The following is a 22,615-nucleotide window of genomic DNA, read 5'->3' as shown; positions in this document are numbered from 1 at the left end:
AAATGGAACCTCAAGTCATCAAGATGTATGCGGCCCGCGAGCAAATCTACCCTCGCGAGGCCAAAGGACGCTACGCTACCTGGCGATGGGTATGCGTATGGCTTACCCAGCTGGCGTTCTACGGCTTGCCGTGGTTGACCTGGAATGGCAGGCAAGCCCTGCTGTTCGATTTGACCACGCGCAAGTTCTACATTTTCGGCGTCGTGCTGTGGCCCCAGGATTTCATCTATCTGGCGGCCCTGCTGATCATCTGTGCGTATTTGTTGTTCCTCGTCACGGCCATTGCCGGGCGGGTGTGGTGCGGGTTCTCTTGCCCGCAAACGGTATACACGGAAATTTTCCTGTGGGTCGAACGCCGCATCGAGGGCACGCGCAGCGCGCGCATGGCCCTCGACAAGCAGGGCCCCTCCGTGCGCAAGGCGTTCAAGAAGACGGCCAAGCACCTGGTATGGGGCGCCATCGCCCTGTGGACGGGCTTTACCTTTGTCGGCTACTTCACGCCGATCAAGGAACTGGCGCAGTCGGTGACCACGCTGAACTTCGGTCCCTGGGAATGGTTCTGGGTCTTGTTCTACAGTCTGGCAACCTACGGCAACGCGGGCTGGCTGCGCGAGCAGGTGTGCAAATACATGTGCCCCTACGCGCGCTTCCAGAGCGCCATGTTCGACCAGGACACCCTGATCATCACCTACGATGCCAAGCGCGGTGAACCACGTGGCGCCATGAGCAAGAAGGCCGGCAACAACGACAAGCTGGGCGATTGCATCGACTGTACCCTGTGCGTGCAGGTGTGTCCGACCGGTATCGATATCCGTAACGGCCTGCAGTATGAATGCATCGGTTGCGCCGCTTGCGTCGATGCCTGCAACAGCGTGATGGACAAAGTCGACCGGCCACGGGGACTGGTACGCTACAGTACCGACCATGCGATGGAAAACAACTTCAATTCGAAGCAGATACGCCAGCGCGCCATGCGCCCGCGCGTCTTGATCTACACTTCCATCCTGGCCCTGATCATCATCGCCGTGTGTACTTCGCTGGCCCTGCGCACGCCCCTGAAAATGGACGTGATCCGCGACCGCGGTTCCATGGGACGCGAAGTGGAAGACGGCATGATCGAAAACGTCTACCGCCTGCAGATCATGAACACGTCGGAGCAAAGCCAGCATTTCAAAATCAGCGCTTCCGGCTTGCCGGGCCTTACCTTGCTGACGCGCGAAGAAGTGACCTTGCAGCCGACGGAAACGCTGGGTTGGCCGATCCGCCTGCGCGTGCCGCACGGCGTGGGAGAGAAGGGCTCGAACAAGATTGCGATCGAATTGCAATCGCTGGACGACCCATCGCTGCATGTGCGTGAAAGCGCGGTATTCATCGTGCCGCGTTAACAAGGAAAGGCGGACGGGGACCGGGTGCCCTCGCCGCCGCCACGAAGTTGCAGGAAGGCCGGTCCCCATGCGGGGACTGGCTGATTAAACAGGAGAAATATCATGTCCGACAGTCTGAAACTGCAAGCACCCGTTGCACCGTGGTACAAGCATCGCTGGCCATGGCTGCTGATGATCGGCCCCGGCCTGTCCGTGGTCGTCGGCAGCTTCATGGGCTATATCGCGTTTACGCAGCCCGATGCACTGGTGGTGGGCGATTATTACAAGCAGGGCAAGGCGATCAACCAGGATTTGAAGCGTGACACGATCGCCAGCGACCTGGCGATGGATACGCGCCTGTCGTATGACGTGGCGCAAGCACGCCTGACCGGTTCCGTGCACAGCTTCGGCAAGGCCTATCAGGCGCCTTTACAGCTGCACCTGGCGCATGCGACCCTGCCGGAAAAAGATATCAAGGTGCTGGTGCAGCCCGATGCGGCCGGCAATTTTTCCGTGGCGCTGCCGATGCTCGAGCGCAGCCGCTGGCAAGTGCTGGTGGAAAACGACAAACGCGAGTGGCGCCTGTCCGGCATCTGGACCTGGCCCCTGCAGCGCAGCATCGCGCTGCATGCGGATGAAGAGCTATAACGTACAGCGCCGGGAAAACCGTAGCGAGCGGCAGTGATTTGTGGTTGAGAAGCGCAGCTGTGCTATAGCACAGCGAGCATCGCAAGCCGCAAAGCGCGACGCGCAGCAGGTTTTGACGGTGCTGTTACTTGCAGACGTCCGTGCCGGCCGTAATGGCTTTCAGCTTGGCCGGCTGCAGGATTTCAATTTCCCGGTTGGAGACGCGCAACCAGCCTTCCTTCTTGAACTTCGACAGCAGGCGGCTGACGCTCTCGATGGTCAGGCCCAGGTAGTTGCCGATTTCCTCGCGCGACATGCGCAGCTGGAAATTGCTGCCCGAATAGCCGCGCGCTTCATAGCGCGACGCCAGGTTGACGATGAAGGCGGCAAAGCGCTGCGTCGCCTGCATATTGCCCAGCAACAGCATGACGCTTTGCTCGCGCGTGATTTCCTGGCTCATCATGCGGTGGAAATGGCGCAGCAGGGTCGGCATATTGCCCAGCAATTGTTCCAGGCTGGAAAACGGGATTTCACACACTTCGCTGTCTTCCAGCGCCACCGCATTACAGTGGTGGCGGTCGGCGCTGATGGCGTCCATGCCCAGCAGTTCGCCCGCCATCTGGAAGCCCGTCACCTGCTCTTCGCCGCCCGGATTGATCTGGTACGTCTTGAAATGCCCCAGGCGGATCGCATACAGGTTCTGGAACGAGTCGCCGATGCGGAACAGCGAGGCGCCGCGCACGATCTTGCGGCGGCGGCCGATGATCTGGTCCAGCCTGTCCATGTCGCCCACATCGAGGCCCATCGGCAGGCACAATTGATGCATGCTGCAGGTCGAGCATCGCGCACGCAACGCCTCCACGTTCACGGTGGGCAAGGTTGGAGTGAGTAGCGCTTCAGTCATGTCGGTACCTTTTAGAAAATGCAACAACAAGTTTACTGCATACAGCCGCATACAGGGTTGCCGTATGCCAATTTCACCGTAAATTCGGCGAATAAACGACGTCCAGCCTTTAATTATATGGCAACATCGTCAAAAGCCCGTAGGGGGCGGGCAATTTGCGCGGCGGCGCTTGCCAAGCTGGGGCATTGATAGGAAAATTCCTGACAGCATTATCTGCCGCCTGTGCCGCCCGGTACTGAAAAGGAAATCATGAAGCCTCTCGGCATTAAAGCAAAAGTCGCGCTGGCCACCAGCCTGACCTCGATCGCCATGATCGCGCTGGTCACCATGATCCAGGTGCAGCACATGCGCGACGACTTCACCCGAGTACTGCTGAGCCAGCAATCGTCCCTGATCACCCGCACCGCCGCCGAGCTCGACGACAAGCTGGGCATGCTGCTGCAGATCGTCACCCTGACGGCCCGACAACAGCCGCCGGAATTGATCGCCCGGCCCGCCCAATTGCGCGAATACTATTCGCGCCGCTCGATGCTGGTGCTGTTCGATGACGTGCTGGTACTCGACGCGCATGGCGCCGTCGTGGCCGACATGCCGGAGGTAGCGGGGCGCGCCGGCATCAACGTCGCCGAGCGCGAGTATTTCCAGACCGTCCTGCGCACGCGCCAGCCCATGATCACCGAACCGATGCTGGGCAAGTCGAGCGGCATGCCCATCGTGCAGATGGTGGCGCCCGTGCTGGCCGCCGATGGCCAGGTGGCCGGCGTGGTGATCGGCGTGCTGCGCCTGTACAAGGACAACCTGCTGGGCCGCCTGCGCTCGGAAAAGATCGGCAAGAACGGCTATTACTTCATCCTCACGCGCGGCGCCGTGCCGCGCTACGTGCTGCATCCCGATACCAGCCGGCTGTTGCAACCGCGCCAGCCGAACGCCAACCTGACGACGACCCGGCTGCTGCAGGAAGATGGCGAAGGCAGCATGGTCAGCACCAACAGCCGCGGCATCACGGCCGTCAACAGCTTCAAGCGCCTGAAATCCGTAAACTGGCTGCTGGCCGCCTCGCTCCCCGTCGAGGATGCCTTCGAGCCGTTCGATGGCGTGCTGTACCGGCTGGTGCTGTGGAGCATCCTCGCCTCGCTGCTGGCCGCCTTTGTTCTGGGCTGGGTCACCGTGCGCCTGCTGTCGCCGCTGGTGCGCCTGCGCGACACCCTGCAAGCCCTGCGCACCAGCGGCAGCCGCTTCACGCCCGTGCCGGTGCAGCAGCGCGACGAGATCGGCGAACTGACGGAAGCGTTCAACGGCCTGATGAGCGAACGCGACCGCCTGCAGCAGGAACTCGAATCGCGCGCGGCGGAACTGGAACAGGAACGCGACCGGGCCGAGGCGGCGAACCGCGCGAAGAGCGATTTCGTGGCCAACATGAGCCATGAAATCCGCACGCCCCTCAATGCCGTGCTGGGCATGGTGTATTTGCTGGGCAATACCAGGCTCGACACGGAACAGCGCAAGTATCTGACCATGGTCAGAGTGGCGGGCCAGTCGCTGCTGGGCATCCTCAACGACGTGCTCGACTATTCGAAGATCGAGGCACGGCGCATGGAATTGTCGCCCGTCGAATTCGACCTCGACGAAGTCATGAATACCCTGGCCACGACGATGACGATGAATGCGGGCGAAAAGGAGCTGGAACTGGCCATCGCCGTCGAGCCCGACGTGCCGCGGCGCCTCGTGGGCGACGCCCAGCGCCTGCAGCAAATCCTCGTCAACCTGGCCGGCAACGCCATCAAGTTCACGGAGAGCGGCGAAGTGGTGGTGGCCGTCAGCCTGGCCGAGAGCGAGAGCGGCCGCGCCTGGCTGCGCTTCGAAGTGCGCGACACGGGCATCGGCATGACGGAACTGCAGCAACAGCAGCTGTTTGCCGCGTTTTCCCAGGGCGACCAGAGCATCACGCGGCGCTTCGGCGGCACGGGCCTGGGCCTGGCCATCAGCAAGCAGCTGATCCACATGATGGGCGGCGACATCGCCGTCGCCAGCAGCGAAGGCAAGGGCAGCCGCTTCTGGTTCAGCGTGCCCTTCGAGATGCTGGCGCAGCCGGCAGAAACGCGGCGCACGCCGGCGCTGGGCCAGCTGCGCCTGCTGGTGGCCGACGACAACCGCACCACGCGCGAACTGATCGTCAAGCTGATCGAGGCGTGGGGCTGGCTGGCCGACGAAGTGGACTCCGGCTTTGCCGCCATCGAACTGTACCGCGAACGCCTGGCGCAGCAGCAACCGTATGATGTGGTGCTGGCCGACTGGCACATGCCCGTCATGGATGGCCTGGCCACGGCCAAGGCCATCCGCCAGGCGGCCAGCGGCCAGCGCCAGCCCATCGTGGTAATGGTCAACGCGTTCGCCCGCAACCACCTGGAAGAAATCTCCAGCGCGGCCGAGGCCGACGTCGTGCTGATGAAGCCGATCACGGGATCGAGCCTGTTCGACGCCCTGCACCAGGCGCTGATCGCCAAGGACGACGGCGGCGAGCAACGCATGCTGCACCAGCCGCTGGGCACGGAACTGGCCGGCGTGCATTTCCTGCTGGTGGAAGACAACCACCTGAACCAGGCCGTGGCGCGCGGCATCCTCGAACACATGGGCGCCACCCTGGACGTGGTGGGCGACGGCTTGCAAGCCGTGGAACGGCTGCGCACGGAAGCGCTGCGCTACGACATCGTGCTGATGGACATGCAGATGCCCGTCATGGACGGTTTCAGCGCTACCCACATCATCCGCACGGAACTGCGTTTGCACCTGCCCGTGATCGCCATGACGGCCGGCGTGCTGGCGTCCGAGCGCGAGCGCTGCATGACGGCCGGCATCAGCGATTTCATCGCCAAGCCCGTGGTGGTGGAAGAGATGATGGAAGTCATCCTGCGCCACCTGCCCAAGCGCCCGCAAGTACAGACGGCCGAGCCGGCACGCATCGCCGATGAGGAAGTGTTTTCCATGGCGCCGCTGATGCGCGTGATGGGACGCGATGCGAAGGGGCGCGGCGTGCTGCGGCGCATGGTGGAAGACGCGCTGAACAAGGGCACGACGCCCGTGCGCGACGCCGAAACGGCGTTGCAGGCGGGCCGCCACAGCGACGTGGCACGCATCCTGCACAGCGTGCGCGGCTCCGTCGGCACCCTGGGCACGAAGCGCCTGATCCGCGCCGCGTTCGCCACCGAGGAAGCCATCGATGCGGGCCGCCTGGACGAGGTGCCGGCGCTGCTGGCGCACACGGCGCAGGAACTGGAACAGGCGCTGGCGGCGGCGGCGGATTGGTTGTCGCGCCTGCAGGATTAAATCAGGCGGGCACGCCCAGAATCACGCTGGACGCCTTGAAGATGGCCGTCACGTTGCTGCCAAGCTCGATGCCCAGGTCGGTGCTGCTCTGGTTCGTGATGATGGCGGCAATCGTGCCGCCGCGCGGCAAGTCCAGCACCACTTCCGTATTGACGGCGCCCGTCTGCACGCGCGTCACGACCCCGGCCAGCTGGTTGCGCGCGGAAAAGCGCGCGCCCTGGCTGTCCGTCACGAGGATGATAGACGACGCCTTGATCAGCGCAAACGCTTCCGCGCCCGGCACCAGGCCCAGGCTCGCGCTGCTGCCCTGCGTGACGATGGCCACGATGTGCTGGCCACCGGGCAATTCCAGGGTGACTTCATCGTTGACGGCGCCCTGTTTCAGTTCGGTCACCTTGCCCAGGAATTGATTGCGTGCCGTGGTTTTCATGGCCATTCTCCGTATGAGTAAAAGATCGTCGGCGATGCCTTCCGCCTGGCTGCCCAGCTGGCGCAGATAGCGGGCATGCTCGCGCTCGATAATACGGAAATTGTCGACCAGCTGGCGCCCCCGTGGCGTCAGCCGCGTGCCGCCGCCGCCCTTGCCGCCCGTCAAGCGCTCGACCAGCGGTTCGCCAGCCAGGTTGTTCATGGCGTCGATGGCGTCCCAGGCCGCCTTGTAGCTCATCTTCACAAGCTTGGCCGCCTGCGTGATGGAGCCGCACTCGGCGATGGCGCCCAGCAATTCCACCCGGCCGGCGCCGCCCAGGTTTTCTCCGCCCACCGTCATCCATACCGAGCCTTGCAGGCCGATTTCCGCTGCCGCTGATTTATCCAATACGTTCACCCAATGTCTCTTCCATGCTGTCAATTTGTCCGTCACGCAAGTAAAGCACATGTTCACCCAGAATGCGCGCATCTTCCGGATCATGTGTGATCAGGATCATGGGCACGTCCAGGCGCTGCTGCCACTGGCTCAACTCCAGGCGCATTTTGACACGCAGGGCCGGATCGAGGGCGGCAAACGGCTCGTCGAGCAGCAGCGCGGCCGGCTCGGCCACGAGCGCCCTCGCCAGCGCCACCCTTTGGCGCTGGCCGCCGGACAACTCGTCGGGAAACTGGTGCGCCAGTTCCTGCAGGTGGAAGGCGTCGAGCCAATGCTCGACCTTCTCCAATTTTTCGCGCGCGCGCGGATTGAACCAGCCGCGGCGCAGGCCAAAGCCCACGTTCTGGCGCACCGTCAGGTGAGGGAACAGCGCGTAATCCTGGAACAGATAGGCGACATTGCGCTGCTGCGGCGGCAAATTGATGCCGGCGGCGGAATCGAACAGGGTGCGCCCGTTCAGGCGGATATGGCCCGCCTCAGGCGTGAAGAGGCCGGCAATGGCTTTCAAGGTCATGCTCTTGCCGGCGCCGGACGGGCCATACATGGCGATGCGCTGGCTGCTGGAGGTGCATTGCACCTGCAGGTCGAAGCGGCGTTTGCCGGAGCGCAAGGTGGCGCGGAGGTCGAGGTCGAGTTGCATAGGCGTCATCATCTGCGTCATTTGTGCGCGATGCGTCCGGGCGCCAGGCGGCCCGCCGACAGCAGCACCACGATGCAGACCAGGGAGATAATCAGCACCAGCGTATTGGCCACCTCGTCCTGGCCCGCCTGCACGGCTTCAAACACGGCCACCGACAAGGTCTGCGTCTTGCCGGGGATGCTGCCGGCCACCATCAGGGTGGCGCCGAACTCGCCCAGCGCGCGCACAAAGCCCAGCAGCACGCCGGCGAGGATGCCGCGCCAGGCCAGCGGCAAGGTCACGCGGAAAAAGATCGCCATTTCCGAGATGCCCAGCACGCGGGCCGCCTGCTCCAGCTGGCCATCGACCGCTTCGAAGGCGGCGCGCGCGGGCTTGAAGACGAGGGGAAAGGCGACCACCGTGGAGGCGATCACGGCGCCTTGCCACGTAAAGATGAGATTGATGCCGAAGTTGTCCTGCAGCCAGATGCCCATCGTGCCGCGCCGGCCCAGCAGCACCAGCAGGTAATAGCCGAGCACGGTGGGCGGCATCACCATCGGCAGGGTCATGAGGGCGTCGAGCAGCTCGCGCCCGGGAAAACGCGTGCGCGCCAGCACATAGCCCGTACCGATGCCGAGCAGCAAATTGAGCGCTGTGGCCCACGCCGCTACCTTGAGCGACAGGGCCAGCGCGGTCCAGGCGATATCCATGCGCGTTCGTTTACCTTATGGCTTCTTGAAACCGTACTTGGCGAGGATGGCTTGCGCCGGCGCCGTCTGCAGGTAGCTGACGAAGCGCTTCGCTTCAGCCTGGTTGGCGCTGTCCTTGATGGTGGCGATCGGGTACAGCACGGGCGCGTCCAATGGCACGTCCAGCACCACGTTCACCTTGTCTTTCATGATGGCCGCGTCGGTGGCGTAGACAAAGCCCGCATCGACTTCGCCGCGCGCCACGTAGTCGAGCGACTGGCGCACGTTCTGCGTGCCGATGGCCTTGGGCTGCACGGCATCCCACAGCTTCGCCTTCTTCAGCGCGCCTTCGGAGTAACGGCCGACGGGCACGCTGGCCGGATTGGCGATGGCCACGCGGGTCACGCTCTTGTGCGTCAGGTCGCTCAAGTTCTTGATGCCCAGCTTGCTATCGTGCGGCACGATCAGCACCAGGCTGTTGCCGACGAAATCCATGCGGTCGGCCGGCAGGACGAAGCCCTGCTTTTGCGCCGCATCCATGGTTTCCTGGTCGGCCGAGGCAAACACGTCCACGGGCGCGCCCTTGACGATCTGTTGCAGCAGCACGCCCGAGGCGGCGAAGTTCAGGGACACCTTGCTGCCCGGATACTGCGCCTCGTAGCTCTGCGCCGCATCCTTGAACGCATTCGTCAGGCTGGCCGCGGCCGACACCACCACTTCACCGGCAAGGGCGGAGGTGGCGGCGGTGGCCAGCAGGGCGGTGCCAAGCAGGCGGGCGAGGGAGGTGAGGCGCATGATCGTATCCTTGTAAAGTGAACAGTGAACAAGGAGCGTAATATACACTTATATATAGCGTTCTGCCATTGCATGGGTCAAGGCAACGCCAATGACATTGACAGACGGGAATGGGCGGACTATTTTTAACAAGAGACAACTATCCACTACTTTCCAGGGTTAAACGATGGGATACGCAGCGCTACTGCTTGGCCCCCTGATGCTCCTGGCGGTCATTCTTCTGGCATTGCTCATCGAGAGGCGGCATCCCCTGCAGCAACAGCCCTCCGGGGCGTCACGCTTCAATCTTGCGTATATGCTCATCTATGCCGCCAGCGGCGCCATGCTGGCCCCGCTCACGGCCATCGTCACGGTACAGCTTGTCAATGCGGCCGGCGGCGGGCTCATCAATCTAGCCTCTTCAGGCTGGATGCTGGCGCCGGCCTTCCTCGCGTATGCCCTGACCATGGATTTTCTGGAATACGTCTTTCATCGCGTGCAACACCGCGTACCCACCATGTGGGCCATGCATTCCTTCCATCACAGCGATACGGCCATGAATGCCAGCACAACGACGCGGCACTATTGGGCCGAAGCGGGCATCAAGGCACTCAGTATCTATCTGCTGGCGGGGATCTTATTCAAGACCAATATGGTGATTCTGGGAATGTACGGGATACTGAGCTTGTATCATGTTTTCCCGCACATGAATGTCCGGGTCGGCTTTGGCCGTTACTGGATGCTGTGCAATTCACCGCAGTACCATCGCGTTCATCACTCGGTGCAAGCCGAGCATTTCAACTGCAATTTCGCGGGGCTGTTCCCCGTCTTCGACTGGCTGTTCGGCACCCACCATATTCCCCGCGCGGGAGAATATCCCCCGACGGGGCTGGACACGGGCAAGGCGCCGGGCACCTTGCTTGACGCGCTGACGTGGCCGGTGCGCAGCAAGGCCCCATCCATCCCCTAGACGCGCACCGCCGCCGCCTCGTCGCGCCGCGCATACTTTTGCGCGATCACGGCGCAAATCATCAGCTGAATCTGGTGGAACAACATCAGCGGCAAGATCACCATGCCCAGCGAACGCGTGGAGAACAGCACCTTGGCCATGGGCACGCCGCTGGCCAGGCTCTTCTTCGAGGCGCAAAAGACGATGGCGATTTCATCTTCCTTGTTGAAACCCAGGCGGCGGCTGACAAAGGTCGAAATACCCAGCACCAGCGCCAGCAGCAGCAGGCTGATCAGGCCCAGGGCCACCAGCGTTTCCACCGAAATCGTATGCCACAGGCCTTCGCTGACGGCTTCGCTGAAGGCCGTATAGACCACCAGCAAGATCGAACCCTGGTCGACGTACTTCAGGGTGGCCTTGTGGCGGTCGACCCAGCGGCCGATCCAGCGGCGCAGGAACTGGCCGGCCAGGAAGGGCAGCAGCAACTGCAGGACGATGGACAGCACGGCGTCCACCGACGACTTGCTTTCCGCGCCCTTGGCCACCAGCAAGCCCACCAGGAGGGGAGCGAGGAAAATACCGATGAAGTTCGAGGCCGAAGCGCTGCAGATGGCGGCCGGCACGTTGCCGCGCGCCATGGCGGTCATGGCAATGGAGGACTGCACGGTGGACGGCAAGGCGCACAGGAACAAGATGCCCATGTACAAGTCGGGCGTGAGGAAGGTCAGCGCCAGCGGGCGCAGTGCCAGGCCCAGCAGAGGAAACAGGACAAAGGTGCTGGCCAGCACCAGCAAGTGCAGGCGCCAGTGCATGGCGCCGGCCACCACGGCTTCGCGCGACAGCTTGGCGCCGTGCAGGAAGAACAGGGCGCCGATGGCGACGGTGGTGATATTGCCGAAGACCACGGCCGTCTGGCCCGTGCAGGGCAGGAAAGTGGCCAGCGCCACGGTGACGAGCAGGGCGATGGTGAAGTTATCGGGTTTCAGATTGCGCAACAGGGCAGCGGGAGAAAAAGAAGACATGCGGTAGCCTGGTAACGGCGCAGCCTTGCAACAGAATGCTGTGCCGGGGATGACAAACAGCGCCGGGAGCGGCGCCAGTGCTGGCTATTCTACTTGTATTTCCCTGCTCCTTGCCTGGCGGCATCGGCATGGCTGGCCGGGTCAAACCGTGCGGACAAAAAAATGCCCTGTCCGCAGACAGGGCAACCCGGAGTAAAGTACAGCGCGAGGGCTTAGCCGGCGGCTTTGACTTTCAGCTCGTTCTTGATTTCTTTCACGCCGCTCACGGAAGCGACGATCTGCACGACGCGGTCACCCGCTTCGGCGCTCGGCACGTCGCCCGACAGGACGACCACACCTTGCTGGGTTGCCACCTTGACGGGCAGGGCAGCGGCTTGCGCATCGGCGCTCAGGGCGGCCTTGGCCGAGGAAGTGATGGTTTCATCAGGGACGGCAGCGGCGGCGTTGGCGGCCACAACGGTGTCAGCAGGAGCTTGTGCTTTTGGTGCGGAGTCAGCGGCATGCGAAGCGGTGATCGAGGCGCCCGACAGTACGATAGCGGCAACCAGGGTATTGAACAGTTTCGATGTTTGCATGGTAGTTCCTCTCAATGAAGTTAAAAGCTTCTTACTTGGATAAAGCAACACTTTGAAGCGTCACATCTACCCATACAGCAAGCACCGTGCCAGCTTTTAATTTCCATTAAAAATCAACGACTTAGCTTTAGACTCGATTTTTCCTGCCCGTTTCGCGGCGTTCCGGGCCGAAAATCCGGGCTTTTTGTCGTCTGCCAGCGACAGCCTGTGGCAACAATATCAATGTTTTACAATAAGTCGTTGATTATTAATACTTTATTTTTGTCGCTATTCAGCGACAGGGTCGCCTTCGCCGCGGAACAGGGCCGGCGTCAGCTCGTATTTCTGCAATAAACGGTAGAACTCCGTGCGGTTGCGGTCGGCCAGGCGGGCCGCGTCGGCCACGTTGCCGTCCGTCAGGCGCAACAGTTGTATCAGGTAGTCGCGCTCGAAGCGCTGCTTCGCTTCGTTGTAGCTGAGCGCTTCCAGCGAGGGCACGCGCAAGGCCCGCTGCACCAGGCTCAAGGGCACCAGCGGCGCCGTGGCCAGCGCGCACACTTGCTCGACGACATTGACCAGCTGGCGCACATTGCCGGGCCAAGGCGCCGCCACCAGGGCCGTCAAAGCGTCGGGCGCAAAGCCGTTCAGGGGTTTCTCATATTTGGCCGCCAGCTTCTGCAGGAAATGATTCGCCAGCAAGGCGATGTCTTCGCGGCGCTCGGCCAGCGGCGGCAGGGTCAAGGTCACGACATTGAGGCGGTAATACAAGTCTTCGCGGAATTGCCCCTCGGCCATCGCCACGTCCAGGTCGCGGTGCGTGGCGGACAACAAGCGCACGTCCACCGGACGCGTCTGGTCGGCGCCCACGGGGCGCACGGCCCGCTCCTGCAGCACCCGCAGCAGTTTCACCTGCAGCGGCAGCGGCATGTCGCCGATCTCATCCAAGAACAGGGTGCCGCCATCGGCCGCCTGGAACAAGCCTTCGCGGTTGCCGACGGCGCCCGTAAACGAGCCCTTCACGTGGCCGAACAGTTCCGATTCCAGCAACTGCTCGGGAATGGCGCCGCAGTTGACGGCGATGAACGGCGCCTTCGCGCGGCGGCTGGCGTTGTGCAGGGCGCGCGCCAGCAATTCCTTGCCCGTGCCGCTGGGGCCGCGGATCAGGATGCTGGCGTCGGACCCGGCCACCAGCTTGGCTTCGGCCAGCAGCTCGGCCATCTGCGCGCTGCGGCTGATCAATTCGGCGCGCCAGCTCTCGTCGCCGGACGCGGGCGCCGGCATGACGGTGGACAGGTTGATCGCATACGCCACCTTTTCCATCAGCAGCTTGCCGTCGAACGGTTTCGTCAGATAGGCGAACGCGCCGCGCGCCGTCGCGTCGACGGCGTCGGGAATGGTGCCGTGGGCTGTGAGCAAAATGACGGGCAGGGCCGCATGCTGGCGGCGGATTTCATCGAACAGGGCCAGGCCGTCGCGGCCCGGCAATTGCACGTCGGTAATAACCAGGGCGGGCAATTCCACGGCCAGGCGCGCCAGCGCCGCTTCCGCGCTGCCCACTGCCGTCACGCGATAGTTGCCCGCCTTCAAGCGGATGGTCAGCAGGCGCAACAGGTCGGGATCGTCGTCGACCAGCAAGATGTGGGCGTGCTCGCTCATTTCGGCGCTCCCGCGGCGGGGCGCACGGACAGGCTGCGCTCGATGTTTTTCAGCGCCTCGAGCTTTTCATTGAGCTGGTCGATGCGGCGCTGGGCGTCGCGCAGCTGCGTGTTGAGCTTGTCGATGCCCTCGTCCTGGCGGCGCAGTTCCGCATACTGGCTGCCCAGCAATTGCGCCAGCGGCGCCAGCAGTTGCGCGTCCTTGCCCGTGGCCGTGGCCAGCGGTTCCAGCAAGGCTTGCGCGCGGGCCAGGTCGCCGGGACCGCGCAAGGCCGCCTGCAGCATGGCGCGGCGCAGCGTGTTGTGCGGCGCGTGATCGGCCTTCGCCAGGTCCAGCTGCGCCTTCACCAGTTCCGACGGCGTCATCAGGCGCAAGGCGCTTTGATACGCCAGCAGTTCCGTCAGCTGGGGATCGGCTACCACCACCACGCGCGGCGGCGTCTGCACCAGCACGGGCGTCTGGGTGGGGGGCTTGGCGGCGCAAGCGCCCAACAGCAGCGCGCAGGCGGCCATGCCGGCCAGGGGAATTCTCGTCATCATAAGGGCAGTTCTATCCGAAAATGCGCGCCGGCGGGGCGCGGTAAAAGAGTGACGCTGCCATCGTGGGCGGCGATATATTCGCGCACGATGGACAGGCCGATGCCATTGCCGTTGCGCGCGCCGGCCGCCTGGCGCACGCCCTGGTAAAACGGCTCGAAGATGCGCGCGGCGTCCTCGGGCGCCACGCCGGCGCCCTCGTCGGTGCAATCGATGCGCACGCGGCCGCCTTCGCCAGACAGGGTGAAACGCACGGTGCCGCCTTCCGGGCTGAAGCGCACGGCATTCGACAGCAGGTTCGCCAGGGCCGTGGCCAGCTTGTCGCGGTCGGCCTGCACGATCAGCGACGCGCCCTGCACCTCGACCGTCAAGCGGCGCGCCAGCCATTGCAGGCGCTGCCCGGCCACCACATCTTGCAGCAAGACCAGCAAGTCCACCTTGCTGCGCGCCAAATGCTGGGCATCAAAAGCGGCGGTATTGTAGCGCAGCAAGTCTTCGATCTGGGTTTGCAGGGACGCCGTGTTTTGCTGCAGGATGCCGGCGATTTCACGCTGACCGTCGCTGAGCTTGCCCGCGACTTCGTCTTCCAGCAAGGCCACGCCTTCGCGCAGGGCCGCCAGCGGGGTTTTCAGCTCATGCGAGATGTGGCGCAGAAAACGTTCCTTGTCGGCATCGAGATCGGCCAGGCGCTGGCGCAGCCAGTCGAGCTGCTGGCCCAGGCGGCGCGTGTCGGCCGGGCCGCCGACGACGATGGGCTGGTCGTAGCGCTTGTCGCCCAGGCGCTCGATGGCCGTCTCGATGCGGCGCAGCGGGCGCGACAACAGAAAGCCGAAGCAGGTGGCCAGCACGGCCGCCAGCAGCACGGCGCCGCCGACCAGCACGCCCAGCAGGCGGCGCTGGCGTTCCAGCTCGGCCAGCAGGGCATCGTTGCGGCTGCCGATTTCCGTCTTGCTTTCGCGCGCCAGGCTGTCATTGATCTGCGTCATGCGGGCAAACGCGCGGTACACGACGGCGTGGCCATCGCGCTTGCGGCGCTTACCCGCTTGCAAGACTTCCCACGCCGCTTGCGCCTGCACCGTCCATTCGTCGGCCAGTTGCGGGGCGAACTCGGGCGTGGCCCGGTTCAGCACTTGCAGCGCCGCCGTCGCTTCGTCGCGGGCCGCCGCGTAGCGCTCGCGGAAGACGGGATCGTCGAGCACGAGGAATTGGCGCGCGCTGCGCTCCATGGCCAGCGTGCGCTCGGACAGGCGCTGCGACTGTTCCGTCAGGGCAATCGCCTGCGCCGCCGTCTCGCGCCCCAGCCGCGCCAGGTGTTCCAGGGTCAGCAGGGCTTGCACGGAGGTGGCCGTCAAAATGCCCGTCGTCAAAATGAAGGCGGCAAATAGCAGTTGGCGAAAGGAAAGTCGGGACAAGGTGGGCGCCTTCGGTTCAGTCTGGAGTGCAAAAGGCGCATGGTACGCTAAGCGTTCATCGCGGGGCGCCACCTGTCAAAAAATAGGCGATCTGACAATGTTGTTGCTTTTGCGATCGGCAAGCAAGCCACGGCGGCGGCGCGCAGATACTCCTAGTACAATAGGGAAAAGCTTCATACAGGCATCAAAGTGGCCCCGGCCCTGGCATTACGCCACTTTGCCCCCACATGTGATGCAGCCCCACCGACACTCCGAATCACCTACCGCAGAGATCCCATACCGCATGAGCACATTTGAAAAAGTCAGCAGCAACTTCATTCCAGTCTTGCAGGCAACCATCGAGCAATATGTCGAGCCAGCAACGGGCATGCGCCATATCCACATGCATACCGAGCAGGCTGAGATGGTGTTCCTGGTGGCCTTTCCCACTGTGCCGGAAGTAAGCGACGGGCGCGCCCACATCCTCGAGCACCTGGCCTTGTGCGGCTCGGCCCGCTACCCGGTGCGCGACCCCTTCTTCTCGATGTTGCGCCGCTCGACGGCCACCTTCATGAATGCGATGACCTACCCGGACCGCACCGTGTACCCGTTCGCCAGCACCGACCGCAAGGATTTCTTCAACCTGCTCGACGTATATCTGGACGCCGCCTTCTTCCCGAATCTCGATTACCTGAATTTCCGCCAGGAAGGCTGGCGCCATGCGTTCGAAGGCGACAAGCTGGTGTACCAGGGCATCGTCTTCAACGAAATGAAGGGCGCCTTCAACAGCCCCATGCGCGCGCTCGACAGCGGCATCGCCAGCGCCTTGCTCAAGGGCACGACGTATGAAGTGGAATCGGGCGGCGATCCGCTGGTGATCCCCGAGCTGACGCATGAAATGCTGAAAGAATTCCACGCCAGCCACTATCACCCTTCGCAAGCCGTGATCATGACCGCCGGCAATATCGAAGCGTCGGCCGTGCAAGAGCAGGTGGCCGAACGCGTGCTGTCCAAGCTCAGCGGCTTCAGCCCGCGCCGCCTGCCGCAACTGGCGCCCGCGTGGACGGCGCCGCAGGAAAACGTGGTGAAAATTCCATCGCAGGAAGCGCGCGACGATGAATTCGGCCTGCAATTCGCCTGGCTGATGGGCGAGTCGAGCGATCCCATCGCCTACTACCACGCGCATTTGCTGTCGCACGGCTTGCTGGGCGAATCGTCGGCGCCCGTCATGCGCGCCATGGAATCGGCCGGCTATGGCCGCCCGTCGGACATGAATGGCCGCGATGCGGGCATCCGCCAGATGGTGTTCCACATCGGCATGGAAGGCTTGACGCAGGAACAGATCGCCGACGCGCACCAGCGCATCTGGACGGCCCTGGAAGAGACGGCGCAAGAGGGCATTCCCGCCGCCGTGCTGCACGCGGCCTTGCGCGATATCAAATACAGCCAGCGCGAAATCAGCAGCGGCCGCATGCCTTACGGCCTGGGCCGCCTGCTGCACGCCTTGCCGCTGGCCATGTACGACGGCAACGTCATGGATGCCTTCGACAATGCGGACATCCTGGAAACCCTGGAACAGCAAATCGAAGACCCGGAATTCTTCAAGCAACTGGTGCGCGAGCTGATCGCCAATCCAACCCGTCTGACGACGCACGTGGTGCCCGACAGCGCCTACTTCACGGACCGCGCCGCGCAGGAAGACGCCACGCTGGCGGCCCTGCAGGCGAAGCTGACGGACGCCGAGCGCGAGCACATCATCGCCGAGTCCGCCGCGCTGGAAGCGCATCAGCAGCTGCCGTCGAATTCCGAAGTCTTGCCGCGCATCCGCCCCGGCGACGTCAGCGCGCTGCCGCGCCCGGCACTGCCGATTCCCCCGGCCGTCGACGGCGCCGTGGCCTTCAGCATTGCCTCGAACGGCATCAGCTATGCCAATGTGCTGTACGACGTGTCCGGCTTGCCGGAAGCGTCGTGGCCATGGCTGCGCCTGTACACGGACCTGGCGCCGGAACTGGGCGTGGGCGACATGTCGTTCGACGACGCCAGCGCCTGGCGCCAGAGCATGGTGCCATCGTTCCACATCGGCCTGGAAGCCATTCCCCGCCCGCAACAGGCGATGCGCGTGGAATTGTCGTTCTCGGCCAGCGGCTTGCGCGAAGAACACGCGGCCATCGCCGCCGTGCTGTCGGCCTGGATCGCCAAGCCCCGCTTCGATGAAGAAGAGCGCCTGGCTTTCCTGATCGAAAGCCTGGTGCAAGACAAATTGAGCAGCCTGTCCGAATCGGGCAACCGCTACGCCATGCTGGCCGCGGCGGCACCGCTGTCGCCCACGCGCCGCTTCGACGACATCGTCGGCGGCCCGGCGGCCTTGCCGTTCTACCGCCGTTTGCAGCAGCTGAGCAAGACTTCCGAGGGCTTGCAGGAAATCGCGCGCGAGCTCGACACCCTGCACGCGCACATCATCGCCCAGCAGCCAACCGTGCTGTGCGCCGGCCTGGAGCAGGATGGCATCACCCTGGCCCGCTTGCTGGAATTGCCGGCAGCCAGCACGGATGCCGCCGCAGCGACTGAAACGCCAGCGCCGGCAGCCTTGCCGCTGGCCAACACGGCCCTGCATGCGACGAGCCAGATCAACCATTGCTTCGTTTCCTGGGCCGTGCCTGGCGTGCACAATCCGGACGCGTCCGCCTTGGCCGTCGCCGCCGAACTGATGACCAACCAGGTGCTGCATACGGCCCTGCGCGAAAAAGGCGGCGCGTATGGCGGCAGCGCCAGCTATGCGGCCGGCGCCGGCACGTTTACCTTGAGTTCCTACCGCGATCCGCGCCTGGCCGGCACGTACGCCGACTTCGGCACGACCCTGGATCAAATCCTCGATGGCGATTTCTCGCAGGAACAAGTGGAAGAAGCCATCATCTGCGTCATCAAGGGCCTCGACAAGCCCCATTCGCCGTACGCGGAAGCGCTGACGGCGTGGAACATGCAGCAGCGCGGCACGACGGAAGCCGTGCGCCAGCAATTCCGCACGGGCGTATTGACCTGCACCCTGAGCCAGATCAAGGAAGTCACGCGCACCTGGCTGAAAAACGGCCAGCAGAGCCGCGCCGCGTTTGCGGGCAACACGACGCAAGACCTGGCGGGCCTGGACGTGGTCGATCTGCTGGCGCTGGCCAGCTAAGGCGTGGGCTTAACAAGTGTTTTGACTTGGCTGTTGCAACGCCTGACAAAACCGTAGCGAGCGGCAGTGATTTGTGGCCGAGAAGCGCAACCGTAATCTGGTACGGTGAGCATCGCCGGCCGCAAAGCGCGACGCGCAGTAGGTTTGGTCAGGCGTTTCCAGGTACGGCGTTCGGCTCCATGAACATCAACTCCCATTGATGTCCATCCAGGTCCTGGAAACTGTGGCCATACATGAAGCCGAAATCCATCGGCTCCTTGTAGATGCTGCCGCCCGCCTGGACGGCCTTCGCCACCAGCGCATCGACTTCACCGCGGCTTTCGGCCGACAGGCACACGAGCACTTCCGTCGCCACCTTGGTATCGCACAGCTGCTTGGGCGTAAATTGCTTGAATTTGTCGTGCGTCAACAGCATCACGAAAATGTCGTCGGCGACGATCATGCACGTTGCCGTTTCATCCGTGAAATGGGCATTGAAACTGAAGCCCAGCGCCGTGAAAAACGCCACGGAGCGTTCCAGCGACTGGACGGGCAGATTGACAAATATTTTGCGGGCCATCATGTCTCCTTCAAGTGAGATGAAAAATGCTGCCCGCCGATTCTACACCGGCTTTTTACGGGCCAGCGCGTCCCACGGTCTTCGGCACGTAGCCGAAATAGCGGCTGAACGCAGCGCTGAAATTGGACGGATGGCGATAGCCGGTTTGCCAGCCCGCCTGCGCCACCTGGCAACCATTTTCCAGCAGTAACTTTGCCCGCTGCATGCGCAACGCCAGCAGGGTGCGCTGCGGACTGTCGTTGTAGCGGTAGCGCCATCCCTGCTTGAGCTTGAACAAGCTCAGGCCCGCTTGCGCGCACAGGTAATCGAGCGTCAGGTCTTGCGCCATCTGTTCCTGCATCAGCGCATGGACACGCTCCAGCTTGATCATCTCGGCCTCGGACCAGCGCGGGATGGAAGCGGGCACGGGCGCCGGCCGCAGCGCCCGCAACTGTTCCGCCAGGACACTGAGCACGCCGATATGCACGGCCAGCGGATCCGTCGCGCGCAGCAGCGCCCGCGCCTGCAAAGCGGACGCCGCCGTGGTGGCCGCATGCGCCAGCTGGCGCGCGCCGCCGTGGGGCAGCAGTGACGCCAGGCCTTGCGGCCAGTAGCGCGCCAGCGCGTCTTCATCGACCAGCACGCGCAATTGCGCCGCCCGCTGATTCGCCTCGAAACGGCGCTCGCCGCTGACGTGCCGAAACGCCGTCACCGTCGTATGGCCGGCCCGGAAACGCAATTGTTCGCCATCGCGCGTCGTGTAGCCGGACACGCCTTCCAGGCCGATGGTGATCACCATGCCGCCCGCATCGTCATGCTTCGATTGCTCGACGAGCGCAAGGCGCGGACGGTAATCGGAATGCACGAGCAGCAAACCCTGGTCGACCTGGCGCTGGTCAGCGCGGCACTCGCCCATCCCGGGGTCCAGCTGGCGCCGCGTCCAGCCTGCCGCTTCCCTGTCCTGTTCCCTCATCGCTCCCCCTGTTTTCCCGCGCGCCGTCGCGCATACGAAATGCGCCGTGCCGCATACAAATGCAAATGATAATTATTCTCATTGTTGCATAAAATAGGTGCTCTTGCCCACCTCACCGAAAGGAAGCACCATGCCATTCACCACACAACACGCCTTGCAACCGTATTGGGATCTGGCCGTCGCGCCCGTCCAGGCCGATGGACTGGCCGCCGCCCTGGAATTGGGCATTTTCGAATTGCTGGCCACGCCGCACACGCCGACGCAACTGGCCGACGCCCTGTCGCTGCACGCACCGCACACGGCGCTGCTGCTGGAATTACTGTGGAGCATGCAGGTGCTGGAACGCGATGCGGCCGATGCTGATGCGCAGCACTACCGCTGCACGGCCGCCACCTTGCAGTATTTCTGCCGCGACTCCGAGGCCTTTTGCGGCGACGCCTGGCTGTACCGGCTGCATGCGCTGCGCCATTTCGCCACCCAGCTGAGTACGCTGGTGCGCGAGGGCGGCAAGGCCGCGCCCTACAGCACGGCAAGTGGCATCAACTGGGCCATTGCCGCGCAGCAGCAAATTGGCCAGGAACAACGCGCCGTCACCATGCGCGCAGCCCTGTCCGTGATGCAGCGCATCGCCCCGTTTGCAGACGGCCACACGCCGCTGCGCCTGCTCGACCTGGGCGGCGGACCGGGCTGGGTTGCCATTGCGCTGGCGCAAGCCCATGCGGGCTTGCACGGCGGCGTCTTCGACTGGCCGGAAACGGTGGCCGTGGCAGCCGCGAACATCGCCCATGCGCAACTGTCTGACCGCCTGGAGACTGTGGGCGGCGACCTGGCCAGCGACGATATCGGCAGCGGCTACGACCTCATCTGGTGCTCGTCCGTGCTGCATTTCGTGCCCGACATGGCGGCAGCCTTGCGCAAGATCCATGCGGCGTTGACACCCGGTGGCGTCTTCGTTTGCGTGCAGGCGGAAATCGCCCCGGCAGCCGGCGACGCGGCGCGCGTGCTGCCGTATTACTTGCCGATGCGCATGCTGGGCCGCACGGTAACCCAGCAGGGAGAATTGGCGCAGCTGCTGCGCGACACGGGCTGGCGGCAAGTGGAGCAATACAGCGCCAGCGACTTCCCCATGGCGCCCGTGCAGGTGCTGATTGCGCGCAAGGATGGAGCGTGAATCCGTCCCCGCGCAGCGCGCTGCCGCAAGCGCCATTTGATGCATCGCATGGCAAGCGCTGCGCCCATGTGGTTGAATACTGGCTGCGCAGCGATAGCGCTGAACGCTGAACCATGACAAACCCCGCATCACGCATCTGAGATAGCACCAAAATGTCCATCGCCCTATGAGCCTGACACTATCTGATCGTTCTGGAACGATCCTCGGAGAAATTGTCGTCCTGTCCGAGAATGCGCTTGTTCTCGGGACTTTTCTTCCCACGGCAGCCTTTGCCGCATACGCGACCTTATTCAAAAATCTGGAACAAGCCGCCAACGATCAGCTTTTCGTCGAGGCAGACCGATTGGAACAGGAAATTCAGTCATGCGATTTTTGCGTACTCGACACGCACAGCGGCATGCAGCGGAACATAGCTGATTTGCAGATCATGCAAGATGGAATCTGTTTCCATTGGCGAGCAAACTGAGAACAGCCACGGTAAGCCTGCGCCGGCAGCCCGCGCCGGGACCGATGCATGCCGATGTCCCACGGCGCCCGTTTCCGCTCGCCAGTATCAAGCGGGGCTGTCCCGCAACGCGTCGATGATCAGGCCAGCCAGCCGCTCGACGGGCGGCCTGGGCACGCTGGAGGCGCGCAGCAGTTCCAGCGACAGCGGGGGCAGGGCGGGCAAGCCCGCCGCCACGTGGTCGAGCGCGCAGACGGAAGACGGCAAGCCCAGGCTGGTGCGCACCGTCACGCCCAGCCCGGCGGCCGCCGCCGCCCACAGTCCCGCCAGACTGGGACTGGTAAACGCCGTGCGCCAGGCGATGCCGGCATGGTCCAGCGCCTGCGTAGCGCAGCGCTGGAACAGGCAGTCGCGGTCGAAGGTAATGAGCGGCAAGGGCTCGCCCGATTCAGGCTGCCAGGCCAGGCTGGACGAGGCGATCCAGCGCATGGCCTGCTCGGCAATATGCTGGCGCTGCGGCTGCGGATACTCAGCCACGTCGGTGATGCAGGCGCCGCCCCACAGCAGGGCCAGGTCCAGCTGGCCCATGGCCAGCCCTTGCATCAGGGCCGTGTTGCGCGCCACGTGCGCCTCGATGCGCACTTTCGGATGCGCGCGGGCAAAGCGTCCCAGCACGTCGGGCAGCAAGGCTTCGCCGAAATCTTCCTGCAAACCGAGCCTGATCCAGCCTTCCAGTTCCGCGCCGCGCAAGGCGACGGCCGCCTCGTCGTTGAGTTCCAGCAGGCGGCGTGCATAGCCGAGCAGCACTTCGCCGGCCGGTGTCAGCGCCAGGCCCCGGCCATCCTTGCGGAACAGGGGCATGCCCGCCTGCTCCTCGAGTTTTTTCAGCTGCGCGCTGACGGCCGAGGTGGAGCGGCCCACCTTGTCCGCCGCGCGGGCAAAGCTGCCCAGCTCGATGCCAGCCACATAGCTGCGCAAGAAGGCGATGTCAAAATTCAGCAAGCTCATGGCGCAAATGCAATCGTCCTGTTTTATGGGA

The 22,615-nt window shown here is 63.8% G+C and carries 20 protein-coding genes; 7 read left to right on the top strand and 13 right to left on the bottom strand.

What is annotated here, in order from left to right; translation table 11 throughout:
* The first annotated feature begins 2 nt into the window (after nucleotides 1-2).
* Together ccoG and VPH40_RS13330 are read left to right on the top strand one after the other, a co-directional pair.
* The gene (gene ccoG / locus VPH40_RS13335) at nucleotides 3-1,385 is read left to right on the top strand and encodes a cytochrome c oxidase accessory protein CcoG (protein ID WP_099666002.1); all 1,383 of its coding nucleotides are present in this window, start codon (nucleotides 3-5) and stop codon (nucleotides 1,383-1,385) included.
* Between the two features lie 102 nt (nucleotides 1,386-1,487).
* Nucleotides 1,488-2,012: a FixH family protein gene (locus VPH40_RS13330; protein WP_251349655.1), complete on the top strand. Its 525-nt coding sequence runs from the start codon at nucleotides 1,488-1,490 to the stop codon at nucleotides 2,010-2,012.
* Nucleotides 2,013-2,136: 124 nt separating this feature from the next.
* On the opposite strand, the gene fnr is transcribed toward VPH40_RS13330, so the two are convergent.
* Entirely contained in the window at nucleotides 2,137-2,895 is a 759-nt protein-coding gene (gene fnr, locus VPH40_RS13325) for a fumarate/nitrate reduction transcriptional regulator Fnr (protein ID WP_034782711.1), read from the bottom strand.
* Nucleotides 2,896-3,144: 249 nt separating this feature from the next.
* On the opposite strand from fnr, the gene VPH40_RS13320 reads away from it, so the two are divergent.
* On the top strand, nucleotides 3,145-6,219 hold the full coding sequence (locus tag VPH40_RS13320) for a response regulator (RefSeq protein ID WP_328573645.1): 3,075 nt from the start codon (nucleotides 3,145-3,147) through the stop codon (nucleotides 6,217-6,219).
* A 1-nt stretch (nucleotide 6,220) separates the two neighbouring features.
* Here the strand turns inward: VPH40_RS13320 and VPH40_RS13315 are convergent, their stop codons facing one another.
* The 4 genes from VPH40_RS13315 to modA are packed head-to-tail and all read right to left on the bottom strand — an operon-like array spanning nucleotide 6,221 to nucleotide 9,187.
* A complete protein-coding gene (locus VPH40_RS13315; protein WP_099665999.1) occupies nucleotides 6,221-6,988 on the bottom strand; it encodes a TOBE domain-containing protein in 768 nt (255 codons plus the stop codon).
* A gap of 40 nt (nucleotides 6,989-7,028) precedes the next feature.
* Complete coding sequence (locus VPH40_RS13310) at nucleotides 7,029-7,724, bottom strand: ABC transporter ATP-binding protein (protein ID WP_328573644.1); 696 nt, start codon at nucleotides 7,722-7,724, stop codon at nucleotides 7,029-7,031.
* 17 nt (nucleotides 7,725-7,741) lie between these two features.
* Nucleotides 7,742-8,413: a molybdate ABC transporter permease subunit gene (gene modB, locus VPH40_RS13305; protein WP_099665998.1), complete on the bottom strand. Its 672-nt coding sequence runs from the start codon at nucleotides 8,411-8,413 to the stop codon at nucleotides 7,742-7,744.
* A 15-nt stretch (nucleotides 8,414-8,428) separates the two neighbouring features.
* A complete protein-coding gene (gene modA / locus VPH40_RS13300) occupies nucleotides 8,429-9,187 on the bottom strand; it encodes a molybdate ABC transporter substrate-binding protein (RefSeq protein ID WP_099665997.1) in 759 nt (252 codons plus the stop codon).
* A gap of 166 nt (nucleotides 9,188-9,353) precedes the next feature.
* Between modA and VPH40_RS13295 the strand changes: the two genes are divergently transcribed.
* On the top strand, nucleotides 9,354-10,136 hold the full coding sequence (locus tag VPH40_RS13295) for a sterol desaturase family protein (protein ID WP_328573643.1): 783 nt from the start codon (nucleotides 9,354-9,356) through the stop codon (nucleotides 10,134-10,136).
* Here the strand turns inward: VPH40_RS13295 and VPH40_RS13290 are convergent.
* The 5 genes from VPH40_RS13290 to VPH40_RS13270 form a co-directional block, all read right to left on the bottom strand.
* A complete protein-coding gene (locus VPH40_RS13290; protein WP_099665995.1) occupies nucleotides 10,133-11,137 on the bottom strand; it encodes a bile acid:sodium symporter family protein in 1,005 nt (334 codons plus the stop codon). The two genes, VPH40_RS13295 and VPH40_RS13290, sit on opposite strands and share 4 nt — an antisense overlap.
* A 212-nt stretch (nucleotides 11,138-11,349) precedes the next feature.
* Nucleotides 11,350-11,712, bottom strand: coding sequence for a BON domain-containing protein (locus VPH40_RS13285; protein ID WP_034752546.1), 363 nt, complete (start codon nucleotides 11,710-11,712; stop codon nucleotides 11,350-11,352).
* 267 nt (nucleotides 11,713-11,979) lie between these two features.
* Nucleotides 11,980-13,347, bottom strand: coding sequence for a sigma 54-interacting transcriptional regulator (locus VPH40_RS13280; protein WP_099665994.1), 1,368 nt, complete (start codon nucleotides 13,345-13,347; stop codon nucleotides 11,980-11,982).
* Nucleotides 13,344-13,886, bottom strand: a complete 543-nt coding sequence (locus tag VPH40_RS13275; RefSeq protein WP_289906045.1) for a hypothetical protein — start codon at nucleotides 13,884-13,886, stop codon at nucleotides 13,344-13,346. The genes VPH40_RS13280 and VPH40_RS13275 overlap by 4 nt, the downstream gene beginning before the upstream one ends.
* On the bottom strand, nucleotides 13,883-15,295 hold the full coding sequence (locus VPH40_RS13270) for a HAMP domain-containing sensor histidine kinase (protein ID WP_251349647.1): 1,413 nt from the start codon (nucleotides 15,293-15,295) through the stop codon (nucleotides 13,883-13,885). The genes VPH40_RS13275 and VPH40_RS13270 overlap by 4 nt, the downstream gene beginning before the upstream one ends.
* Nucleotides 15,296-15,578: 283 nt before the next feature.
* Between VPH40_RS13270 and VPH40_RS13265 the strand changes: the two genes are divergently transcribed.
* The gene (locus VPH40_RS13265) at nucleotides 15,579-18,449 is read left to right on the top strand and encodes an insulinase family protein (protein WP_328573642.1); all 2,871 of its coding nucleotides are present in this window, start codon (nucleotides 15,579-15,581) and stop codon (nucleotides 18,447-18,449) included.
* 148 nt (nucleotides 18,450-18,597) lie between these two features.
* On the opposite strand, the gene VPH40_RS13260 is transcribed toward VPH40_RS13265, so the two are convergent.
* Both VPH40_RS13260 and VPH40_RS13255 read right to left on the bottom strand, forming a co-directional pair.
* Nucleotides 18,598-19,008: a VOC family protein gene (locus VPH40_RS13260; RefSeq protein WP_099668299.1), complete on the bottom strand. Its 411-nt coding sequence runs from the start codon at nucleotides 19,006-19,008 to the stop codon at nucleotides 18,598-18,600.
* Between the two features lie 55 nt (nucleotides 19,009-19,063).
* On the bottom strand, nucleotides 19,064-19,960 hold the full coding sequence (locus tag VPH40_RS13255; protein WP_305053639.1) for a helix-turn-helix transcriptional regulator: 897 nt from the start codon (nucleotides 19,958-19,960) through the stop codon (nucleotides 19,064-19,066).
* A 130-nt stretch (nucleotides 19,961-20,090) separates the two neighbouring features.
* Here VPH40_RS13255 and VPH40_RS13250 point away from each other — a divergent pair, with 130 nt between their 5' ends.
* Nucleotides 20,091-21,131 carry a class I SAM-dependent methyltransferase gene (locus tag VPH40_RS13250; RefSeq protein WP_305053640.1) on the top strand — a complete coding sequence of 347 codons (1,041 nt, stop codon included), beginning with the start codon at nucleotides 20,091-20,093 and terminating at the stop codon, nucleotides 21,129-21,131.
* A gap of 166 nt (nucleotides 21,132-21,297) precedes the next feature.
* Complete coding sequence (locus tag VPH40_RS13245) at nucleotides 21,298-21,597, top strand: hypothetical protein (RefSeq protein WP_289906039.1); 300 nt, start codon at nucleotides 21,298-21,300, stop codon at nucleotides 21,595-21,597.
* An 87-nt stretch (nucleotides 21,598-21,684) separates the two neighbouring features.
* Here VPH40_RS13245 and VPH40_RS13240 read toward each other — a convergent pair whose 3' ends face one another.
* Entirely contained in the window at nucleotides 21,685-22,584 is a 900-nt protein-coding gene (locus VPH40_RS13240; RefSeq protein WP_328573641.1) for a LysR substrate-binding domain-containing protein, read from the bottom strand.
* Between the last annotated feature and the right edge of the window lie 31 nt (nucleotides 22,585-22,615).

The sequence above is a fragment of the Janthinobacterium sp. P210005 genome, from assembly GCF_036231865.1.
In the GTDB taxonomy this organism is placed as follows: Bacteria; Pseudomonadota; Gammaproteobacteria; order Burkholderiales; family Burkholderiaceae_D; genus Janthinobacterium; species Janthinobacterium kumbetense.
The sequence above is the reverse complement of the archived record's forward strand: the minus strand, read 5'-3'. Positions and strand labels throughout refer to the sequence as shown.